Source organism: Dyella sp. S184 (genome assembly GCF_009766065.1).
GTDB lineage: Bacteria > Pseudomonadota > Gammaproteobacteria > Xanthomonadales > Rhodanobacteraceae > Rhodanobacter.
The window spans coordinates 279,758-300,876 of sequence record NZ_LMUE01000012.1; the positions used below are offsets into that span (position 1 = coordinate 279,758).

At 64.1% G+C, this 21,119-nt stretch carries 18 protein-coding genes; 9 read left to right on the forward strand and 9 right to left on the reverse strand.

Features of this window, described 5'->3' with window-relative positions; all coding sequences use genetic code 11:
* Nucleotides 1-58: 58 nt before the first annotated feature.
* The 4 genes from GSQ75_RS16940 to hemH all read right to left on the reverse strand — a co-directional run bounded on the left by GSQ75_RS16940 (nt 59) and on the right by hemH (nt 3,867).
* Entirely contained in the window at nt 59-565 is a 507-nt protein-coding gene (locus GSQ75_RS16940; RefSeq protein WP_158756053.1) for a DUF1993 domain-containing protein, read from the reverse strand.
* A complete protein-coding gene (locus GSQ75_RS16945; RefSeq protein WP_158756054.1) occupies nt 562-1,899 on the reverse strand; it encodes a TCR/Tet family MFS transporter in 1,338 nt (445 codons plus the stop codon). Before GSQ75_RS16945 ends, GSQ75_RS16940 begins: the two co-directional genes overlap by 4 nt.
* Before the next feature lie 70 nt (nt 1,900-1,969).
* Nucleotides 1,970-2,815, reverse strand: coding sequence for an alpha/beta hydrolase (locus tag GSQ75_RS16950; protein WP_158756055.1), 846 nt, complete (start codon nt 2,813-2,815; stop codon nt 1,970-1,972).
* Nucleotides 2,812-3,867: a ferrochelatase gene (hemH, locus tag GSQ75_RS16955; protein WP_158756176.1), complete on the reverse strand. Its 1,056-nt coding sequence runs from the start codon at nt 3,865-3,867 to the stop codon at nt 2,812-2,814. Before hemH ends, GSQ75_RS16950 begins: the two co-directional genes overlap by 4 nt.
* Before the next feature lie 94 nt (nt 3,868-3,961).
* On the opposite strand from hemH, the gene GSQ75_RS16960 reads away from it, so the two are divergent.
* The 4 genes from GSQ75_RS16960 (at nt 3,962) to tatC (ending at nt 6,221) form a co-directional block, all read left to right on the forward strand.
* Nucleotides 3,962-4,654 carry a lipid-binding SYLF domain-containing protein gene (locus GSQ75_RS16960; protein WP_158756056.1) on the forward strand — a complete coding sequence of 231 codons (693 nt, stop codon included), beginning with the start codon at nt 3,962-3,964 and terminating at the stop codon, nt 4,652-4,654.
* A 63-nt stretch (nt 4,655-4,717) separates the two neighbouring features.
* Nucleotides 4,718-4,978 (forward strand): Sec-independent protein translocase subunit TatA, encoded by a 261-nt coding sequence (gene tatA / locus GSQ75_RS16965; RefSeq protein ID WP_158756057.1) that lies wholly within the window; start codon nt 4,718-4,720, stop codon nt 4,976-4,978.
* A 24-nt stretch (nt 4,979-5,002) separates the two neighbouring features.
* Nucleotides 5,003-5,464 carry a Sec-independent protein translocase protein TatB gene (gene tatB / locus GSQ75_RS16970; protein WP_158756058.1) on the forward strand — a complete coding sequence of 154 codons (462 nt, stop codon included), beginning with the start codon at nt 5,003-5,005 and terminating at the stop codon, nt 5,462-5,464.
* The gene (gene tatC, locus GSQ75_RS16975) at nt 5,451-6,221 is read left to right on the forward strand and encodes a twin-arginine translocase subunit TatC (RefSeq protein WP_158756059.1); all 771 of its coding nucleotides are present in this window, start codon (nt 5,451-5,453) and stop codon (nt 6,219-6,221) included. The genes tatB and tatC overlap by 14 nt, the downstream gene beginning before the upstream one ends.
* A 14-nt stretch (nt 6,222-6,235) precedes the next feature.
* On the opposite strand, the gene GSQ75_RS16980 is transcribed toward tatC, so the two are convergent.
* On the reverse strand, nt 6,236-8,410 hold the full coding sequence (locus tag GSQ75_RS16980; RefSeq protein WP_158756060.1) for a primosomal protein N': 2,175 nt from the start codon (nt 8,408-8,410) through the stop codon (nt 6,236-6,238).
* A gap of 401 nt (nt 8,411-8,811) precedes the next feature.
* The gene (locus tag GSQ75_RS16985) at nt 8,812-10,029 is read right to left on the reverse strand and encodes a DUF3667 domain-containing protein (RefSeq protein WP_158756061.1); all 1,218 of its coding nucleotides are present in this window, start codon (nt 10,027-10,029) and stop codon (nt 8,812-8,814) included.
* 340 nt (nt 10,030-10,369) lie between these two features.
* On the opposite strand from GSQ75_RS16985, the gene GSQ75_RS16990 reads away from it, so the two are divergent.
* Both GSQ75_RS16990 and sppA read left to right on the forward strand, forming a co-directional pair.
* Nucleotides 10,370-11,758 carry an MATE family efflux transporter gene (locus GSQ75_RS16990; protein ID WP_158756062.1) on the forward strand — a complete coding sequence of 463 codons (1,389 nt, stop codon included), beginning with the start codon at nt 10,370-10,372 and terminating at the stop codon, nt 11,756-11,758.
* Between the two features lie 39 nt (nt 11,759-11,797).
* Nucleotides 11,798-13,675, forward strand: a complete 1,878-nt coding sequence (sppA, locus tag GSQ75_RS16995) for a signal peptide peptidase SppA (RefSeq protein ID WP_158756063.1) — start codon at nt 11,798-11,800, stop codon at nt 13,673-13,675.
* Between the two features lie 113 nt (nt 13,676-13,788).
* Here the strand turns inward: sppA and GSQ75_RS17000 are convergent, their stop codons facing one another.
* Nucleotides 13,789-13,992, reverse strand: coding sequence for a hypothetical protein (locus GSQ75_RS17000; protein ID WP_158756064.1), 204 nt, complete (start codon nt 13,990-13,992; stop codon nt 13,789-13,791).
* Nucleotides 13,993-14,114: 122 nt separating this feature from the next.
* Between GSQ75_RS17000 and GSQ75_RS17005 the strand changes: the two genes are divergently transcribed.
* Complete coding sequence (locus tag GSQ75_RS17005; protein ID WP_158756065.1) at nt 14,115-14,897, forward strand: SDR family oxidoreductase; 783 nt, start codon at nt 14,115-14,117, stop codon at nt 14,895-14,897.
* A gap of 11 nt (nt 14,898-14,908) precedes the next feature.
* Here the strand turns inward: GSQ75_RS17005 and GSQ75_RS17010 are convergent, their stop codons facing one another.
* Nucleotides 14,909-15,541, reverse strand: a complete 633-nt coding sequence (locus GSQ75_RS17010) for a DUF4124 domain-containing protein (protein WP_158756066.1) — start codon at nt 15,539-15,541, stop codon at nt 14,909-14,911.
* Between the two features lie 14 nt (nt 15,542-15,555).
* Entirely contained in the window at nt 15,556-16,494 is a 939-nt protein-coding gene (locus GSQ75_RS17015; protein ID WP_158756177.1) for a DegV family protein, read from the reverse strand.
* A 211-nt stretch (nt 16,495-16,705) separates the two neighbouring features.
* On the opposite strand from GSQ75_RS17015, the gene GSQ75_RS17020 reads away from it, so the two are divergent.
* On the forward strand, nt 16,706-17,497 hold the full coding sequence (locus GSQ75_RS17020; protein ID WP_158756067.1) for an AMP nucleosidase: 792 nt from the start codon (nt 16,706-16,708) through the stop codon (nt 17,495-17,497).
* Nucleotides 17,498-17,993: 496 nt separating this feature from the next.
* Nucleotides 17,994-21,071, forward strand: a complete 3,078-nt coding sequence (locus GSQ75_RS17025) for a TonB-dependent receptor (protein WP_158756068.1) — start codon at nt 17,994-17,996, stop codon at nt 21,069-21,071.
* The last annotated feature ends 48 nt before the right edge of the window (nt 21,072-21,119 follow it).

Sequence of the window (21,119 nt, forward strand, 5' to 3'; positions counted from 1 at the left end):
GTTGGAGCTGGCGCCACGGCCGTAGCCGTGGCGCCATGCGTCGGAGCGCCTGTTCGAATCAGGCCTGACCGATGAAATCGTTCTTGCCGATCTCGGTGCCCGCCTCACGCAGGATGTTGTACGCGGTGGTGCAATGGAAAAACACGTTCGGAAGAGCGAAGCCCAGCAGGTAGGCCTGGCCTTCAAACGTCATCTCGCCGCTGCGCATCTTGAGGACGATCGTGCGGCCCTCGCTGCCGTCGATCTGCTCGGGCTTGAACGTCTTGATGTATTCGATCGCGCTGTCGATGCGCGCGTAGAGCTGCTCCAGCGTGGTCTCGTTGTCCTCGAACGACTTCGGCTCGACCCCGGCCAGGCGGGCGCTGCCGCGCGTCGCCATATCACAGGCGATCTGCACCTGCTTGACCAGCGGCAGCATGTCGGGGATCAGCCGGGTCTGCAGCAGCACTTCGTCGCTGACGTTCTTTGTCTTCGCGTGTTCCGCGCCCTTCTGCAGCACGTGCTTGAGATTGCCGAGCGCACGGATGAAGACGGGGACGGCAGCCTGATACATGGACAGTGTCATGGGGATTGCTCCGGTGGGACGTGGGGAAGCGGTTCGGACGAAAACTCGTTGAATGGCAGGGTGGGGACGATCTCGTCTGCTGCCAAGGGGGCGGATGCTGGCACGTGACGGGTCACCTTTATGGCAATCAAACCCGCAGTCAGCAGCAGCGCCGCGGCCAGCACGAAGGCCGCGCCCGGCAGATGCTGCACCGGCGCGTGGTCACTGATGAATAGCGCGAACAGATTGGAGAACAGCGCCGGGCCGAAGATACCGGCGAGGCTGGCCAGGCTGGTCAGCGCACCCTGCAGACGGCCTTGCTCATGCGGGTCGACCTGATGCGTCATCATCGCCTGCGCCGGCGGTCCGGCCAGTCCACCGAGACTGAGGAACGGAATGCCGAGCAGGAATACCCACGGTAGCGACGCAAAGCCAAAGAACACATAACCGACGATACACAGCGCGAGCCCGGCCAGGATCATCCGTCGCTCGCCCAGTTTCGGCATCAGCCGGCGCACCAGCACCGCCTGCACCAGCCCGCTGCACAGGCCGACCAGACCCAGCGTATAGCCGACGGCTTGCGGTCCCCAGCCATAGCGGTAATCGGTGTACAGCACGTAGGTGGAGTTCAGCGAGAACTGCGCCAGGTTGATCAGGAAGAACACCGTCGCCAGCCCGAACACCTGCGGATAGCGGCGCAGCAGCACCACGGCGCCGAACGGATTGGCATGGCGCCAGTCGAAGCGCGCACTGCGGCGTTCCTTCGGCAGCGATTCGGGCAGCACGAAATAGCCGTAGCCAAAGTTGATCAGCGACAGGCCGGCCGCCACCCAGAACGGCAAGCGGATATGCAGGTGGCCGAGGAAGCCGCCCAGCGCCGGACCCACGATGAAGCCGATGCCGAACGCGGCACCGAGCGTGCCGAACGCCGCGGCGCGCTTCTCCTTCGGCACGATGTCGGCGATATACGCATTCGCGGTGGAGAAGCTGGCCGCGCAGATGCCGGACACCGCGCGGCCGACGAACAGCAGCCACAGCACCGGCGCCAGCGCCATCACGATGAAGTCGACGCCGAGGCCGAAGCTGGAAATCAGGATCACCGTGCGTCGGCCGTAGCGGTCCGACAGCGCGCCCTGCACGGGCGAGAACACGAACTGCATGAGCATGAACAGCGTGACAAACGCGCCGGCCCACACCGCGGCTTGCGAGATGCTGCCGCCAATCAGCTGCACGATCAGATGCGGCAGCACTGGGATGATGATGCCGAACGCCAGCATGTCCAGCATCACGGTGACAAAGATGAAGTTGAGGGCGGCGCGGTGGCGCGGAGCGGCGAGGGTGGGTGGCTGATCCATGGGGCGAGGCGAGGCGATGGGAGATGCACGATAGCCGAACGGCGCTGCCGCTACATGTGCGGAGGCTGCGTTAGGTCGCCGTGTTGATCCAGGTAGCGACTGCTTCGGGGTGTTCGAGATGCAGGTGATGACCACCAGCCATGTGGCTGACGGTGATGTTCGGCACGCAGTCAGCGCGCGCCTGCATTGGCGCCCCCGGCAGGTAGGAGGTGACAGGGCGAGCCAGCAGCAGCGCGGTAGGGGCTTCGATGCCGCGGAGCAGATCGTGGATCTGCGACTCGGCCAGCCGCACGGGGCTGGGTCGGGTCAGCCGGGGATCGCTGCGCCAGCGCCAGCCGCCGTCGGCTTCGATCAGCCCGCGTTCGACGATCGGTTGTGCCAGCTCGGTCGGTAGCCCGCTGACCATGCTGCGCGCGCTGGCCGCCTGCGCGATGCTGTGGAAGACGCGCAACGGCTTCGCGTTGTCGCCACGCGGTGCGAACGCGTCACGGAAGCGTTGCAGCGTATGCGAGCCGTCATCGCCGAGCGGGCCGAGGCCTTCGATCAGCCACAGGCGCTCGATCCGTTGCGGCGCGGTGGCGGCCACCAGCGCGGCAATCCCTGCACCCAGCGAGTGACCGAGCAGGCTGTAACGCTTCAATTGCAGGGCATCGGCGGCGGCGAGTACCGCCTGCACGTAGTCGAGATAGCGATAGCTGGCGCCGGCGGCCACGTGATCGGAATGGCCGTGGCCGGGCAGCTCCAGCGCGATTACCCGAAAGCGGGCCGCCAGCAGCGGTGCCAGCAATGCGAAGCTGCCGGCATTGTCCAGCCAGCCGTGCAGGGCCAGCAGCGGCGGCAGTGCTTCGCTGCCCCAGACCTGCGCGCTCAGGCTCAGGTGCGGCAGCGCGATGCGGCGCTCACTGGGTGTGCTCACGCGATGGATTCCGGCCAGCCACGAACATGCCGTCGTACCAATGCGGCGAGACTGCGCACCTGTTCGGCACTGTCGTTGAGCGCAGGGATATAGCGCAGCGTTTCGCCGCCGGCAGCAAGGAAGAAATCGCGGTTCTGCATCGCGATCTCCTCCAGCGTCTCCAGGCAATCCACGGCGAAACCGGGGCAGGCCACGTCGAGTTTCTTCACGCCAACGGCAGCGAGCTGGCGCACGGTAGCGTCGGTGTAGGGTTGCAGCCACTGCTCGCGACCTACGCGCGACTGGAAGCTCAGAATCATGTCATCGGCACTTATGCGCAGCCGTTCGCGCAACAGTCGCGCGGTGGTCTGGCACTGGTCGAAATACGGATCACCCAGCCGCACATAACGCTCGGGAATGCCATGGAACGACAGCAGCAATTTGTCGCCGCGGCCATGCGTCGCCCACCAGCGCTCGATGCTGGTCGCCAGCGCGTCGATATGCCTGGGATCGTCGTGGTAGTCGTTGACGAAGCGCAGTTCCGGTGGCCAGCGCAGCGTCTTGAAGACATCGGCGACGGCATCGATCACCGAGCCGGTGGAGGTGGCCGAATACTGCGGATACAGCGGCAGGACCAGCAGTCGGCGCACGCCTTCGCATTGCAACTGTTCGATCGTGTGCGCCACTGATGGCTCGCCGTAACGCATCGCCAGTGCCACGCGCAGCGTGCCCGGCTGCTGCCGGTCCAGTTCGGCCTGCAGGCCGGCGGCGAGTGCCTCGCTGCCGAAACGCAACGGCGAACCCTGCGCGGTCCAGATCTTGGCGTAGGCATGCGCCGAACGTGCTGGTCGTACGCGCAGGATCACGCCATGCAGGATCAGCCACCATAGCCAGCGCGGGTAGTCGATCACGCGCGCGTCGCCGAGGAATTCAGCCAAATAAGGGCGCACCGCTTTTGCGGTGGGCGCGGTCGGTGTACCCAGGTTGACCAGCAGCACGCCAGCCTGAACGGACTGAACGCCCGACGCGTCGGAATGGCTGGCAACGCCGGTATAGTGATTGCTGCGTGGCATCGTGGCAGTCATGGCTGAATCAGTCGTGGAGTCTGCCACAAGCCTTGGCGCGCTGCGGCGCGCTGCCCCCATCCCCGCCCAAGTGGAGCCGCCCATGTTCAAGACACCACTGCATCGTCTGCTGTTGATTGGCCTCGCCCTGTTGCTGCCGGCCATGGCCGCACATGCCGAAGATCCGCCGCTGGTGCGTGCGCAGAACGCCGTGCGCGTGCTCAACGACATCATGCAGGCGCCGGACAAGGCGATTCCGCAGGATCTGCTGCGTGATGCCCGGGCGATCGCGGTGATTCCGGACATGCTCAAAGTGGGCTTCGTCTTCGGCGGCCGCCGCGGTGAAGGCCTGATTTCGGTGAAGGGGCCGGACGGTACCTGGTCCAATCCCAGCTTCATCAGCATGACCGGCGGTAGCGTGGGCTTCCAGGTTGGTGTGTCGTCGACCGACGTGATCCTGGTATTCCGCACCCAGCGCGGTGTCGATTCGATCGTGCGCGGCAAGTTCACGCTCGGTGCCGATGCTTCGGCGGCGGCCGGCCCGGTCGGGCGCACCACCAGCGCCTCCACCGACGAACAGATGAAGGCGGAGATCTACTCCTATTCACGTTCCCGCGGCCTGTTTGCCGGCGTGGCGATCGATGGCGCGGCCCTGCGCATCGACTACGACGCGAATGAAGCCGTTTATGGCGCCGGTATTACACCGCGGCGCATCTTCGAGGGGGGCGTCAGCAACGTGCCGGGGCCGGTGGTCGATTTCCGCGACCGGCTTGAGGAGTACACTTCGCGTCAATGATTGCGAAGTGCCGGCGCGAATCGCGCCTGGACGACTTGGCTGGAATCCGCCTCGAGGTTGACTATGGGTTTTGACAGTATCTGGCATTGGCTGATCCTCCTGGTGGTCGTATTGCTGATTTTCGGCACCAAGAAGATCCGCAACCTCGGGCCGGATCTCGGCGCGGCGATTCGTGACTTCAAGAAAGGCCTCAGCGGTGACGACGAGGCGAAGCAGAAGGAAGAGGAAGCTGCGCGCAAGGCTGCCGAACAGCTGCGCGCCGACCCGCCGCCGGCCGCCGGCAGCACCACGCAGAGTCAGCGCGACTCCAGCGAAACCAAGTAAGCGCGCGGCGGGCGGAGCGCGGCAATGATCGAGATCAGTCTCGGCAAAATGGTGCTGCTCGCCCTGATCGCGTTGATCGTGCTCGGTCCCGAGAAGCTGCCTGGCGCCGCGCGTACCGCTGGTGCGCTGCTGCGGCGTGTACGCAGCGGCTGGGACAACGTGCGTGCCGAGGTCGAGCGCGAACTGGAGATCGAGGAAATCAAGCGCACCGCGCGTGAGGCGGCGGCTCAGGCGGAGGCCGCGCAGAATGCGATGAAGGACACGCTGCAACAGGCACATGAGCCGCTTGCCGATGCCGCGGCGATGATCAAGGACGTGTCGAGCAAGGACGTGATGGTCAAGGCCGAGTTGCCAGCGGCTTTATCGGCTGAGGTGGCTCACGACATCACCCTTGACGAGCGGGCCGGCCAGATGCAGGCGGAATTGCCACTGGGCGAACCATCAGCCACCCCGCACACCCGGGAGGCCTCGCATGGCGACGCCTGAATCCGAGCCGTCGATCGCCGAGGACTTGCAGCAGGGACTGTTCTCGCATCTGCTGGAATTGCGCACGCGTCTGCTCAAGTCGGCGGCGGCGCTGGTCTTGGTACTGGTGGCGCTGGTGCCGTTTGCCAATCGCCTATACAGCGAACTGGCCGCGCCGCTGGTGGCGCGCCTGCCGCAAGGGGCGCACTTGATCGCCACCGGCGTGACCAGTCCGTTCATCACGCCGCTGAAGCTGGCCTTCTATGCCTCGCTGTTCATCAGCATGCCGGTGATCCTGTACCAGCTGTGGGCGTTCGTCAGCCCGGGCCTGTACAAGCACGAAAAGCGCCTGGCCCGGCCGCTGCTGGCAGCCGCGCTCGTGCTGTTCTACACCGGCGCGGCGTTTGCCTATTTCCTGGTGCTGCCGGCCGCGTTCCGCTTCCTCATCGCGGTGACGCCGCAGGGCGTGGAGATGATGACCGACATCACCCAGTACCTCGACTTCGTGATGCTGATGTTCTTCGCGTTCGGGCTGTGCTTCGAGGTGCCTGTGGCGGTGGTGATACTCGCCGCGGTGGGCGTGGTGGATCTGGACAAACTCCGCAGCGGGCGGCGTTACGCGATCGTCGGCGCGTTCGCGATTGCCGCGCTGATCACGCCGCCGGACATCACCTCGATGCTGATGCTCGGTATCCCGATGTGCCTGCTCTATGAGCTGGGCGTGCTGGCGGTGCGCTGGCTGGTGAAACCTGGCTCGCTGAGGCGCGACGCGGCCTGATAATTCATCGGCGATCAGTACAGATCGATCGGATCGACGTCCAGCGACCAGCGTACCCGCCGTGCCGACGGCAACCCTGCCAGCGCCAGCTGCCATGTACGCAGCATCCCGTGCAGCGTGCTGCGGCTGCTGGCTTCCAGCAGCAACTGACCGCGATAACGGCCTGCGCGCAGCGGCATCGGTGCAGGCATCGGACCGGCGATCTGCAACTGGTCATTGATGGGTAACGCGGCGTTTGCGTCGACGAGAAAAGCCTCGACGTGCTCGCGCAGCGGTGCCTCGGCGCGCAACAACACCTGATGGCTGTACGGCGGCAACTGGATCTGCCGGCGTTCCACCAGTAGCTCGCGTGCGGCCGCGGCGTAACCTTGCGCCAACAGACTGCGCAGCAACGGATGTTGCGGCTGGTGCGTCTGCAGCAGTACGCGTCCCGGTTTTTGTGCACGTCCGGCGCGGCCGGCCACCTGCACCACCAGCTGGGCCAGCCGCTCGCCGGCGCGGAAATCCACGCTGTGCAGACCTTCGTCGACACCCACGATCGCCACCAGGGTGAGGTTGGGCAGGTCGTGGCCCTTGGCCAGCATCTGGGTGCCGACCAGGATCGCCGGTTGATCGTCCTTGAGCGTAGCCAGCAACTGCTCGAACGAGTCGCGACGCCGCGTGGTCTCACGGTCGACGCGCAGCACCGGCACCTGCGGGAACTGTGTGATCAGAGCTTCCTCCAGCCGCTCGGTACCCTGGCCTTGCGGCTTCAGCTCGGTGGCACCGCAGGTGGGGCAGGCGGCTGGCATGCGGGTCTGGTAATCGCAGTGATGGCAGAGCAGCTGGCGACGGCCCGCGTGCAGGGTCAGTGGACGTTCGCAGCGTGGGCACTGCGCATGCCAGCCGCAGCTGTGGCATAGCAGCACCGGCGCGTACCCGCGACGGTTGCGGAACACCAGCGCCTGCTCGCCGCGCGCCAGCGTGTCGGCGACCGCCGTCAGCAGTGCCGGCGACATGCCGTGCTCCAGCCGTTGCGCGCGCATGTCGATGATCTGCACCTGCGGTGGCCGGATCGCCCCGGGGCGGGCGCGCAGATGCAGGGTGCGATAGCGGCCGGCCTCGGCGTTCGCCAGCGATTCCAGCGACGGTGTACCCGAACCCAGCAGCACCGGCACACCCAGCGCACGTGCGCGCACCAGCGCCAGGTCGCGCGCGTGATAGCGGAAGCCTTCCTGCTGCTTGTAGGCACTGTCGTGTTCCTCGTCGACAATGATCAGGCCGGCTTGCGGCAGTGGGGTGAACACCGCCGAGCGAGTACCCAGGATCACCCGCGCGCTGCCGTTGCGGGCGCGCAGCCAGGCGCGGGCGCGATCGCCTTCGGACAGGTTGGAGTGCAGCACCTCGACGATCACGCCCAGCCGTTCGCGCAGGCGACGCACGGTTTGCGGCGCCAGACCGATTTCCGGCACCAGCAGCAGCGCCTGTTTGCCCCGCGCCAGCACCTGCTCGATCAACGCCAGATAAACCTCGGTCTTGCCGCTGCCGGTGACGCCATCGAGCAGGAACGGCTGGTACTGGCCGAGGCTGGCGCCGACCGTGCTGACGGCCAGTTGCTGCTCGTCGTTCAGTTGCGGTGCGAGCGACGCCGGTAACGTGCGGTCGAGCGGCGGACGTTCGCTGCGTTCGAGCATACCGGCGCCGGCCAGCCGACGGGCCGCCTCACGCCAGCCGGGCAGGCGTTCGGTCAGTTCCTGCGCGCTCATCGAGCCGGTGGCCAATTGCGCCAGCAGTGCCTTGCTGCCACCGCGGCGGCTGCCGGCATCGTGGGCGCTGAGACCGGTGCTGCTCAGCGACCAGTATTCGTCGCCAAGTACCGGCAGCGGCTTCGCTTCGCGTAGTGCCAGCGGCAATGCATTCGCGTACGCCTCGCCCGGTGCACCGAGCCAGTAGTCGGCGGCCCAGGCCAGCGACTGCATCAGTTCGTGGTCGAGCAGCGGTGTGTCGTCGAGCAGCCGGATCACCTGCTTCAGGCGGCTGCCACTGACCGCGGTTTCGGCCTCGACCGCCACCACCACGCCGACCTGTTTGCCGCGGCCGAATGGCACCAGCACCCGGCAGCCCGCGCGCGCCTCGCCAGCCGTGGGCGGCAGGTAGTCGAACAGGGTCGGCAGGGGAACTGGCAGGGCAACGCGAAGGACGGCGGGCATGGCTACCTCGTGAGCGGGCCAGTGTAACTGTGCGGCCTGCGGGGCCTGCATACAGATAGCTGCGCAGTCAGGCAAAGCCTTGCGCATGAGTTGCGCACACTTTCTCTTCGATTATCGAGAAACCGGGGGTAAGTAGCTCACCCCGGGAGGTTTTTATGCTTATCCACAAGAGCTGTGGATAAGTCTGTGGATGCAGAGGGGAGCGGGGGCTCCAAAGCGCGTCGTGGCGCCTTTCACGACAATCTGACGAAGTTTTGGTCAGGCAAAAATCATGTTGATTTTCAGCTATTTATAAATTTCGATCAGCAGGCATTCACACAATTGACAAATGTCCCCCGGTCGCCTTGACAGGCTGATGACGCTGTGCAAAACCCCACCGTACGGCCTGCCCGGAGCGGGCCTCAATGAGCCATACCCAGCAATGCCGCGACGGTCAGTGCGATGGTCAACAACCAGAAATAACACCAGCCGATGCACCAGAATTTCAGCACGGTCATTGGCCAGCCTTGGCGGTATATGCGTTTCTGCATGATCAGCAGGTAGATGGGTATCCACAGCATCAGCGCTCCCTGCAACAGGCCCAGCGCGTAGCCGGTCCAGGCGGCATGGGGGCGCAGCCAGGTCGACAGCATGCCTGTCACGGTGATCAACAGCAGGCTGAGGAACATGAATGCATGGCTGTGCAGGGCGACGATCAGGTGCTCCATGTACAGCCGCCGGCGGAATACGTAGAACAGCTTGAGCAGGATCGCGAACACCGGAATCAGCACGAACATGGTCGGTGGCAAGGTGCTGAAGGCCCCGCTGATCATCCGTTGCTGGGCCTCCTGGCGGGCCACGGGATCGCCTCGCTTGAGGGCGTGCATGTTGTCCTGGATGTGTTTGCCAAGCTCGGTCAGGCGGGCGTTGACCATGTCCGGCAGCCAGGCGATCTGCACGGGCGTCGATTCCTGCCCGCTGGCCTTGCCCCCGACATCGTCCGGCACGATGGCAGTCGCCCCCGTGGCGTCCGCGGGCTTCACCGTCACGCTGGGAAGGGGCTCCGCGATGGATGCGGCCGATATCGGTGCAGCACCGAGTTCGAGCAGGCGCCGACTGGCTTTCTGGCGCAGATCACGTGCGGCGACACTGGTCTGATCCAGCAGGCTCGGTGAAAGCAGGCCGGTTGCGCGGGCGGTCTGCAATCCGTCCAGCTGCTTCTGCAGCGCCTTCCGCACCTGCACCGGGCTGTGGGCATTCTCGATCGCGCTGCCATTTACGCTCACCAATGGAAAGCCGCCTGTGCCGATCTTGCCGCTGATCTGATCGATCGCCAGGTGGAACACGAAGAACGACAGCACACACAGCACGAACATCAGCCGGAACGGCGCGATGTAACGCACCCGCCGACCACTGAAGAATTCCAGCGTGAGGAAGCCGGGCTTGAGCAGCAGCGGCGGCAACGTATGCACGATGCGGCCGTCGATGTGCAGCACGGTCTCGAGCGTCTCCTCGGCCATCGCGTGCACCGGCTTCAGCACGCTATGGATCGACTGGCCGCACTCGTGGCAGAACTCGCCCTGCAATGGCGTGCCGCAATTGGCGCAATGCAGGCCTTCGTGGCTGGTCAACGACTTCATTGGCGATCCCCGTTCGGTGCAGCGAGCGATCTTCGCACAGAGCTACATAGAGCGGAGCGTGACGAATGGCTAAGAGCCTGCTCATGGTTTCCAAGTGGCCCGCGCCGGGATCTGTTTGCGCGCAGGCCAAGGAAGAACGAGGGAACGTACGTCCGTACACGACCGAGTGATGACGCGGCCTGCGCGCAAACAGATCCCGGCCCCAAGGGGTTGAGCCGTGGTGACCGTCATGCGGCAGCGCGCGGCTTGACCTGGCGGCCACCACGGCTCAACGCGAGCTACTTGGAAACCATGAGCAGGCTCTCGAGTAGAATGACCGGCCCTGGAGTCTGCTGTGTCGATGAAACCGTTCCGTCCCGAGCGCGCCCACCTGGCGCACGAGATGCGCGCCACCGTGCGTCTCGCGTTGCCGTTGATCTGCGCCCAGCTCGCGGCGATCGGCAGCAATGTGATCGATGCCGTCCTAGCCGGCCATGTCAGTGCGCACGTGCTCGGCGCGGTGGCGGTGGGTGCCAGCATCTGGTCGCTGGCGATCGTCAGTGGCATCGGCATGATGATGGCGGTACCGCCGTCGGTGGCGCAGCTCGACGGTGCGGGGCGCCGCCATGAGGTCGGTGCAGTGTTCCGTCAGGCGCTGTGGCTGGCATTGGGGATGGGCGTGGTGCTGTGGTTCGCGGTGCGCCATGCGGCGCCGCTGATCGACCTGATTGGGGTGACGCCGAGCCTGCGCGACGACGTGCAGAGATTCCTGCAGGCGATCAGCTGGGGTGCGCCAGCGCTGACCTGTTACTTCGCGCTGCGCGGCCTGTCCGAAGGACTGTCGCTGACCCGGCCCTCGATGTACTTCAGCCTGGGTGGACTGGTGTTGCTGGTGCCGCTCGGCTACGTGCTGATGTTCGGCAAGCTGGGCATTCCACCGCAGGGTGCGCACGGCTGCGGCGTCGCCACCGCCATCGTGCTGTGGCTGGAGATGCTGGCGTTCGGCATCTATGTGATCTTCCGGCGCAACTATCGCGGGCTGGGTCTGTTCGATCATTTTGAATGGCCGAACCTGCGCCGCATCGGTGCACTGGCGCATATTGGCCTGCCGATGGCGGTGACCCTGCTGGCCGAGGCGGGCCTGTTCGTGGCGACCGCGTTGATCATTGCCACGTTGGGCGAGGACGTGATCGCCAGTCATCAGGTGGCGATCAATATCGCCTCGCTGTTCTTCATGATCCCGCTCGGGCTGGCGATGGCGATCACCGTGCGTGTCGGCAATGCCGTGGGCCGTGGCGACGAGCGCGGCGTGCGCTACGCCGGTTTCTGCGGGATCGGCCTGACCCTGCTGACGCAGCTGTTGTCGGCCGGGCTGATGCTGGGCATGCCGTATTTCATCGCCAGGCTGTATACGCATGATCCCAAGGTGATCGCGCTGGCGGCGCAGCTGATCATGTTGGCCGGCCTGTTCCAGTTTTCCGATGGCATCCAGGTCGCGGCCAACGGCGCGCTGCGCGGCCTCAAGGACACCCGCGTGCCGATGGCGATCACCCTGTTCGCGTACTGGATCGTCGGCATGCCGGTGGGCTGGTGGCTGGCATTCCATCACGGCCTGGGTGCGCGTGGCATGTGGATGGGCCTGATCGCCGGCCTTACGGTGGCGGCGGTGATGTTGTTCACCCGTTTCTGGCGCAGTGCGTGGAAGCAGCGTTGGCGGCGTACGCCCATCAGCATGTCGGCACCGGCCTGACCGGTTACGCTAGCTACCATCACCCTGGAAGAACCACGCATGACACCACCGCTCCCGCCGCCTCGCCGCAATGGCTTCTGGGTCTTCCTGTGCACGTTTGGGCGTGGCATAAACGTGGTCAGGCTGATCATCCTCAACCTGGTGTTTTTCAGCCTGCTGTTCATGCTGTTGCTGCTGTTGACTGCTGGCATGGCTGGCAGCCGGATGCAGCGCACGCTGCAGAACGACAGCGTGCTGGTGATCAAGCCGCAAGGCCAGCTGGTCGAGCAGTACAGCATCGATCCGTTGCAGCGCGCGATGGCAAGCTTGTCCGGCGACGAACCGAAACAAGTGCAGCTGCGTGACCTCGTCCGTGCGATCGATGCGGCCGCAAATGACAAGCGGATCACCCGCATCCTGCTGTTGCCGGGTGATCTGCAGGGCGGAGGCTTTGCCGCGTTGCGCGAAGTGGGCGCGGCGCTGGACCGCTTCCGCGCCGCGGGCAAGCCGGTGATCGCGTGGGCCGCCAACCTGGATCAGGGCCAGTACTACCTGGCCGCGCATGCTGACCGCCTGCTGGTCGATCCGCAGGGTGGCGTGATGATTACCGGGTTGGCCAACTACCGCCTCTTCTACAAGGATCTGCTCGACAAGCTGGGTGTCGACGTGCACCTGTTCCGCGTCGGCGAATTCAAGAGCGCCGCCGAGCCATACATCCTCGAGCACGCCTCGCCGGAAGCCAAGGAAGCGGACAGCTACTGGATGGGTGGGTTGTGGGACAGTTATCTCACCGAGACCGCCAAACTGCGGAAACTCGACCCGGCCGCGCTGCGCGCCGACATCGACAACTTGCCGCAGACCATCGCCAGCACCCAGGGTGATCTGGCCCAGCTGGCTCTGAACGAACACCTCGTCGATGGCCTGGCGACCACGGCCGATCTGGTCACGATGATGCGCAAGGAAGGCGTGCCCGCTGACGACAAGGGCCACACTTTCCGCCAGGTCGATCTGACCCGTTATGTCGCCAGTATCCCGAGCGACGGCAAGCTGTTCGCGCCGGGTGTGGCGATCGTGGTGGCCGAGGGCGAGATTGCCAGCGGCAAGCAGTCGCCTGGTTCGATCGGTGGCGAATCCACCGCGGCGCTGATCCGCACCGCGCGCGAGGACCGCAAGACCAAGGCGCTGGTGTTGCGGGTCAATTCCCCTGGTGGCGAAGTGTATGCGGCCGAGCAGATCCGCCGCGAAGTGGAGCTGACCCGCGAAGCCGGTATCCCGGTGGTGGTGTCGATGGGCGACGTGGCAGCCAGTGGCGGTTACTGGATCTCGATGAATGCGAACAGCATCTTCGCCGAGCCGAATACCATTACCGGCTCGATCGGCATCTTCGGCATGTATTACTCGTTGCCGAACACGCTGGCCAAGTTCGGCATCCAGAGCGATGGTGTCGGCACCGGGCCGATGGCCGGTGCATTCGACATCACCCGCCCGCTGGATCCGAAAGTCGGCGCGGTAATCCAGGCGATCATCAACAAGGGTTACCGCGACTTCGTCGGCAACGTGGCCAAGGCGCGCGGCAAGAACTTCGATGCGATCGATGCGATTGCACAGGGTCGCGTATGGACCGGACAGCAGGCGCTCGATCGTGGTCTGGTCGACCAGCTGGGTGGTCTTGGCGATGCGGTTGCCGCCGCCGCCAACGTGGCCAAGCTGGGCAAGGACTATCCAGTGCGTTACCAGGAAGCCCCGCTGGGTGGTTTCGAGCGATTCCTGATCGGCCTCAACCAAAGCGCCAGTGTGCAGGTGATGCAGTCCTGGGGCATCCGCCTGCCGAGCTGGTTCGCCCAGTTGCCCGCGCTGGCACCGGAACTGCAGTTGCTGCGCAACGCGAAGGCAGGTACGCCCAACATCTATGCCGATTGCCTGTGCAGCCTGCACTAGGCGGCGATCAACGAACTCTATAGGACCACCCCCGGATCGAGTCCGGGGCAGGCCTGTGGGCGAGGGCTCTTCGGTATGTCACCACCGGAAAGCATCGCGCACACGGTGCGTTCCTACTGCGTCTGTGCCTCGACCTGCTTGCGCTGTTCCTCGGCCTGCTTGTCGACGACTTTCTGCACGTCTTTGGCGCGTTGTTCATCCGCTTTCATCGCATCCCATGGGGTGGTGACCTGGGACGGTTGGGCTATGGGTGGCGGCGGCTTGTCAGAGCAGGCGGCAAGGGCCAGGACGCAGAGCAGGATCGGCAGCGGCTTCATGGCGGTTCTCGCGCGTGGTGTAGTGGCGAGTGTCTCGCCACACATCGGCACAGGCAAGAACCGCGTCGGCCGATCTGCCATGCAAGCTATGCGTACCGTCAGGGACGTTTTAAGCTGCGCGGATGAACGCCCGCATCGATGCTTGGCAGCTGCAAGGCCATACCGCCCTGATCACCGGTGCCAGCAAGGGCATCGGTTACGCCACCGCACGCGAACTGGCCGCGCTGGGCGCCAACCTGCTGCTGGTGGCGCGCGACGAGGACAACCTCGAACAGGTGCGCACGGAACTGGCCGATGATTTCGCCGGGATCGAGGTACTGGCGTTCGGCGCGGATCTGACCGAGGCGGAGGAGCGCTTGGCGGTGTTCGACTGGATCGCCGACCTGGGCGCACCGCTGTCGTTGCTGGTCAACAACGCCGGCGGCAACCAGCCCAAGGCCACGCTCGACTATGCCGAGGACGAATACCGCGCGGTGTTCGAGCAGAACCTGTTCTCGGCGTTCGAGATGTGCCGGCTGGCGCATCCGAATCTGGCACAACATGCCAACGCCGCCATCGTTAACGTGGGCTCGGTTTCCGGCGTCACGCATGTGCGTACCGGTTCGCCGTACGGCATGAGCAAGGCCGCACTGCATCAACTCACCCGCAACCTGGCGGCAGAGTGGGCGGTGGACGGCATCCGCGTCAACGCGGTGGCGCCTTGGTACATCCGTACCCAACGTTCGGAGCCGGCGCTGGCGGACGACGACTATCTGGACGAAGTACTCGATCACACGCCGCTGCGGCGAATCGGCGAGCCGGAGGAAGTGGCGGCGGCGATCGCGTTCCTGTGCCTACCGGCGGCCAGCTATATCACTGGCCAGGTGCTGGCGGTGGATGGCGGATTCCTCAACTACGGCTTCTGAGCGGGTGACGCTCAGCAGTTGGCTAGTTGCGCACGCAACTCGTCTTCGCGCTGCTGCAGCGGCGGCTGGTCACTCTGGAATGCGCGCCGCAGCTTCTCGGCATTCTTTTCGTATTCGTCGCGCAATTCGTGGCAGATCTCCGGCACGCTCAGCGGGCGGCATTGATCCTGCACCTGGACATAGTTGCTGGCGATCAGCCCGGCGGTGACCTTGCCACGACTCACTTCCGGTGCCGAGACGCCGGCGCCCCCTGGCCCGTATGCTTGGGCCAATGGCGCCTGTATCGTGCCGAGCACGCCCATCGGCGCCATGAACGGTTGCGGATTGCCGTTGCTGCTGACATAGGCGCTGCCATCGATGGCATGCACACAGCCGTATAACTGGGGTAGCGGCACGTTTGGAACGAATGGCGGCGGTGCCGGCGCATTGTCGACCGCGGCGGTCGTACTGGCTGGGGTAGGGACGGCGGGCGATGGCGCAGCCGTGCTGTCCGACAGTTGCAGGGTTTCTTGCGTCTGCGTCTTTGGACAAAGTGCATCCTGATAAGTCACCTGTCCGCCCGCACTGCTGCACTTGTAGACCGTGCCGGCTGTGGCAGGCGCTGTGATGGCGAACAACAGCAGCAGGGCATCCAGGCGGCGCATGACAGGAGAGTCCCTCAGAATTCGGCGACGTGTTCCTCGGCGGCAAAACCCAGCGTCAAGGAGCCCTCGCCCACATTGACCATGCCGGTAATGCTCATCGGTGCTTCCATCAGCTCGACGTCGCATTCCTCGCAGGCCGCACGCAGGCCTGCATAGCCAGGCAGGTTCGACAGTACGGCCAGGTCACCGCCATAGCTGACGCACACCATCGGCACCAGCAAGCCCGCGCGTACTCGCTGCGCCGCATAGTTGAACAGCATCTCCGCACCGTGATCAAAGCCACGTACCTTCCCCACCGGGCCGGTTTCGCCGCGATAGCAGCGCAGCAGCGGCTTGATATCCAGCGCCGTGCCGACCATCGCACTGAAAAGGCTGACACTGCGATCTCCCCTTTTCTTGACGCGGTTGCGCAGGTGGATCAGGTCACGAGGCAACATGTAGCCATAACTGTTGTTGGCGATGTGGGTGAGGCGCTCGCGGATCGCTGCTGGTTGTGCATCGGTGGCGAGCAACCGTGTCGCTTCGTAAATGGTCGGGGCTGTTCCCGCAAAGACGTTGCGGGTGTCGACGACGCGCATCATGAACGGGCCGGGGATGTGGGCCTGTTCGCGCACCTGCCTGTAGTTCTTGAGTATCGCGAAGCTGGCGCGGTTCACGTGCTCGTTGATTGGACTGCGCGTGGCGGTGATGGTCAGGCAGAACACGCAGTCGTAGTCCAGCACCAGCTTGTCGAGAAACAGCTTCTGCACTTCTTCCACCGGGCACGGTTCGGTTTCCGCCGAGTGGCTGCGGCTGCCGAGCCGGCGGTCGACGTAGCGCTGGAGCTCCTCCGGTCGGCGGTCATCCAAGAAGGTTTCGCTATCGATCTTCACCGTGACCGGCATGATCGCGACTTTGTGTTTCTCCAGGAACGCCTGCGACAGGTCGCAGGAAGCATCAATCGCCAAGCCCATCCGCATCACGTTTCCCCCGTCATGAATGGCAAATCGAACATAACACGCAATAAGGGACTGCGGCGTCAACCGAAAGTTGCCTGGGCCGGGCCGTTTCGCTGACTGGTCGCCGATCCCGCGGACTGTCAACAGCCACTAATATGAGAGGCGACTATCTGGCATCCAGCCGGCGTGGCGTCGCCGGTAACGCAGCACGAGTACTACCTCACTCATGAAGAGCAAGCAGGAAATCGTCTCCAACTGGCTGCCGCGTTACACCGGCACGGCGCTCGAACAATTCGGCGAACACATCCTCCTGACCAATTTCGGTCATTACGTGGAACTGTTCGCGCAATGGCACGGAGTGGAAGTGCAGGGTCGCGACCGGCCGATGCCGAACGCCACAGCCGACGGCATCACCCTGATCAATTTCGGCATGGGCAGCCCCAACGCCGCCACAGTGATGGATCTACTGAGCGCGATCGAGCCGAAGGCCGCGCTGTTCCTGGGCAAATGCGGCGGCCTCAAGAAGAAGAACCAGCTCGGCGACCTGGTACTGCCGATCGCGGCGATCCGCGGTGAGGGCACCAGCAACGATTATTTGCCGCCGGAAGTGCCAGCGTTGCCGGCTTTTCAGCTGCAGCGCGCAGTCTCCACCATGATCCGCGACCTTGGCCACGACTACTGGACGGGTACGGTCTACACCACCAACCGCCGGGTGTGGGAGCACGACGACACGTTCAAGGAGTATCTGCGGCGCACCCGCTGCATGGCGGTGGACATGGAAACCGCCACCATCTTCGCCGCTGGCTTCGCCAACCGGATTCCCTGCGGCGCACTCTTGCTCGTCTCCGACCAGCCGATGATTCCGGAAGGGGTGAAGACTGAAGCCAGCGACCGCAGCGTTACCTCACAGTTTGTCGAGGCGCACATCCGGGTTGGCATCGAGGCGCTGAAACTGGTGCGCCGCAACGGTCGTAGCGTGAAGCACCTGCGCTTCGAGGAAGACGCGGAAGCGGAATGATCCGGCTCGAGGAAGTTTGAGTTCCGCGATCAAGCCGATCTCCCCAGGAGAGCTTTAAACGCAAGAACATGCCATAGCGTAAGGAAACACACACATCCTGCGCGGCCGTATACCAGCGCAGGCAACGGCATCGACCCGGTTTTCCGATTCCCTCTGGGTCAGAAGTAAGCCAGAATTCGTTCGGCATCGAAAGTTCTTGCTTGTACAAATTTTGTTGACAATATGTAAAAGAGGCATGATAAAGGGACATCGCGCTTGGAAGAGTTGCGTGTCTTGATGGCAGGGCGTGAACGCCACAGCACATTTCAATGGCATTGATACACCCGCCACGGAAAGTATGCTGCGTGTTCACGTCGCGTTATTTGCCTGTTAGTATCGGTTGGGATTCGGGAGTTCGTGGGTCTGAAGTTCATCGGCCTGGGAGATCGGGCCAAGTCGCAGTTTTTGGGCAGAACGTTTTCTGACCCATGGCAAAAATTAATCGGAGGGTGTCTTTATGAAACTTGGGGTCACAAAACTTTCTTCGGCAGTCCGCCTGGCGCTTTCGCTGGGTGCTGTCATTGGTGCTGGCGCATCGGGTACGGCATTTGCCCAGGACACCAGCAGCCAGTCCACAACAACAACCACCACAACCAATAGCAATCAGCCCGACCAGCAGAAGGCGAAATCGCTGCAGACGGTCGTGGTCACCGGCTCGCTGATCCGCCGCGTGGATCTGGAAACGTCCAATCCGGTGGTCACCATTGACCGCGCGCAGATTGAGGCGACCGGCAAGATGACGCTGGGCGACTTGGTCCAGCAGCTGCCGGCCATGACTGGCGGCAACGTCAACCCGCAGGTGAACAACGGCGGTGGTACCGGCGGCTCCAGCATCAACCTGCGCGGTCTGGGTTCGGTTCGCACCCTGATCCTGGTCGACGGTCAGCGCGTGCTGAACACTGACCCGAACTCGATCCCCGCCAACATGATTGAGCGCATCGAAGTTCTGACCGACGGCGCCTCGGCGACCTACGGTTCCGACGCGATCGGCGGCGTGGTGAACTTCATCCTGCGCAAGGACTACCAGGGCGCGCAGTTCACCACCAACGTCGGCGAATCCGACCACAACGACGGCGACCAGTCGGGCTACAGCTTCACTTTCGGACAGACGTCCGACAAGGGAAGCATCATGGGCGGCATCGAATACAACAAGCAGGATGGCGTGGAAGCCCAGAACCGCAAGTTCTCCAAGAACTCGGTTTCGGTCTACGGCACCAATGGCACTGGCCCATCCGCACCGCAGCCGGTCACGGCGAACGTCGGCGGCTCGTCCTCCTCGCCGTACGGTCACATCCAGCTGCCCGGTAGCACGACGGATCCAACAACCTTGGCCGGACAGTTCGGTTGCGGCTACGTGGCGCTGAACCCGGGTGCCAACAGCCAGGTGGTGAGCACGGCCAATTACCACTGCTACCAGAACAACGGCGCGCATAGCGACAAGTACAACTACGCGGCGGTCAATCTGATCATGACCCCGCAGGAACGCACCAACGGGTTCGTGATGGGCACCTACAACCTGAGCGACAACGTTCAGGCCTACATGAATGCCTACTTCAACAAGACCACCTCCGAATTCCAGCTGGCGCCGGCCGTGTACGGCAGCCCCTATGGCGCGGACATCTCGGCGAACAACTACTACAACCCGTTCGGCGTGGAATTCGCCCAGGGCGCGAACACCTTCAATGCGCGTCTTGCATCGCTGGGCAATCGCTCCTCGGCGTTCGGCGCCAACAACGGCCAGTTCAACACCGGTATCAAGGGCAGCTTCACGGTCCTCGACCAGAGCTGGAACTGGGATGTTGGCCTCGACTACGGCCATTCGGATACGGTCACCACCACCCGTGGCCTGCCCAACGGCAACAAGTTGTACACAGGCCCGTCGTACATGGGCACAGGCGGCCTGGCCTGCGTGCCGGGAGCCACGACCGCAGGTCAGGGTTGCCCGACCGGTGTGACGCCGGCCATGCTGCAGTTCAATCCATTCGACCTGTACTCGCCCGGTTCCGTGGCGGCGCTGCAGAATGCCGGCGTGCCCGCGGTCAGCGATTCGTACAGCCAGGAAAAGGTCTGGCATGCCGGCGTCAACGGTGGGCTGTTCGAGCTGCCGGCCGGCACGGTGCAGTTGGCCGCTGGTGCCGACTATCGCCAGGAACATGCCACCACGGTCGTCGACCCGCTGCTGAACATCGATCCGGCCACCGGCACCTGTACGCTGGGCAGCCAGTGCGGTTCCAGCCTGGCAGGCGGTTACAACGTGAAGGAAGTCTATGCGGAATCCTTCATTCCGGTGTTGTCCAACCTGCCTGGCGTGAAGTCGCTGAACGTCACGATCGGTGATCGTTACTCGCGCTTCAGCACCTTCGGCAGCACGAACGACTTCAAGTTCGCGCTGGAGTACAAGCCGATCGACGACCTGCTGCTGCGTGGCACGATGTCGCAGGTGTTCCGTGCCCCGAACATCGGTGAACTCTATGGCGCCCCGGCCAGTTCGGCGCCGCGAATCAGCTCCGATCCCTGCACGGGTTATACCGGTTCCCCGGTTGACCCGGCTTGCGTGAATGTGCCCACCAACGGCACCTTCGTGAACAACAACGTGGCCACGGGTACGCAGCTCAACGCGATCACTTCCGGTTCCCTCTACGCGGGCTTCCCGATCAAGCCGGAGCAGGGCAAGTCGTTCGACCTGGGCGCGGTGTACAGCCCGTCGTGGGCACCGGGCCTGTCGGCGACCGTCGACGTATGGCACCTGTACCTGAACAATGACATCACCAGCGTCAATGCGCAGGAAGTGCTGAACCTGTGCAGTTCGGGTCAGACCGAATACTGCCCCGATATCACCCGCGCGGCTTCCGGCACCAGTCAGGGTCAGATCATCTCGATCCTGCAGCCGACAGCCAACCTCGGTACCCTGAGCACCGGCGGCGTCGACTTCTCGCTGAACTACAAGCTGCCGCAGTTCGCGTTCGGCCAGTTCAACGTCGGCCTCCAATCCACCTACCTGAAGTACTACAACCAGGATACCGCGCCGGGTACGGTTGGCGATGTCACCTTCCACGATGCGGGTCACTTCCTGTCGTACGGTTCGGCGCCGGAAGCTTCGTGCCCGGGTGCCGGTACCTGCCTGTTCCCCCGTTGGCGTGCACAGGCCTTCCTGGACTGGCAGCTGGGTAACTGGAGCGCTTCGTGGCGTCTGCGTTACATCGGTCGCTTCCAGATGGGCTCGCAGTCGCCGACGCAGGACGTGCACCCGGATGGTTCGTGCTACTACCAGGGCCAGCCGAACCCGGCTGGTGGCACGTATGCGTGCACCATCCAAGGTGCCGTCTACAAGTATGGTGCGACCGTGTACAACGACGTGTCGTTCGGCTACAACATCGAGCCGCTCAACACGCGTATCGACTTCGGCGTCAACAACGCGTTCGACAAGCAGCCGCCGGTCATGTACGCGAACAACACGCTCAACGCCGATACCGATCCGAGCGATTTCGACCTGATGGGCCGCTACTTCTGGGCTCGCGTGACGGTCAAGTTCTAATCCATCGGAACCTGCGTTAACCTTAAAGGCCGCGTGACGTGATCACGC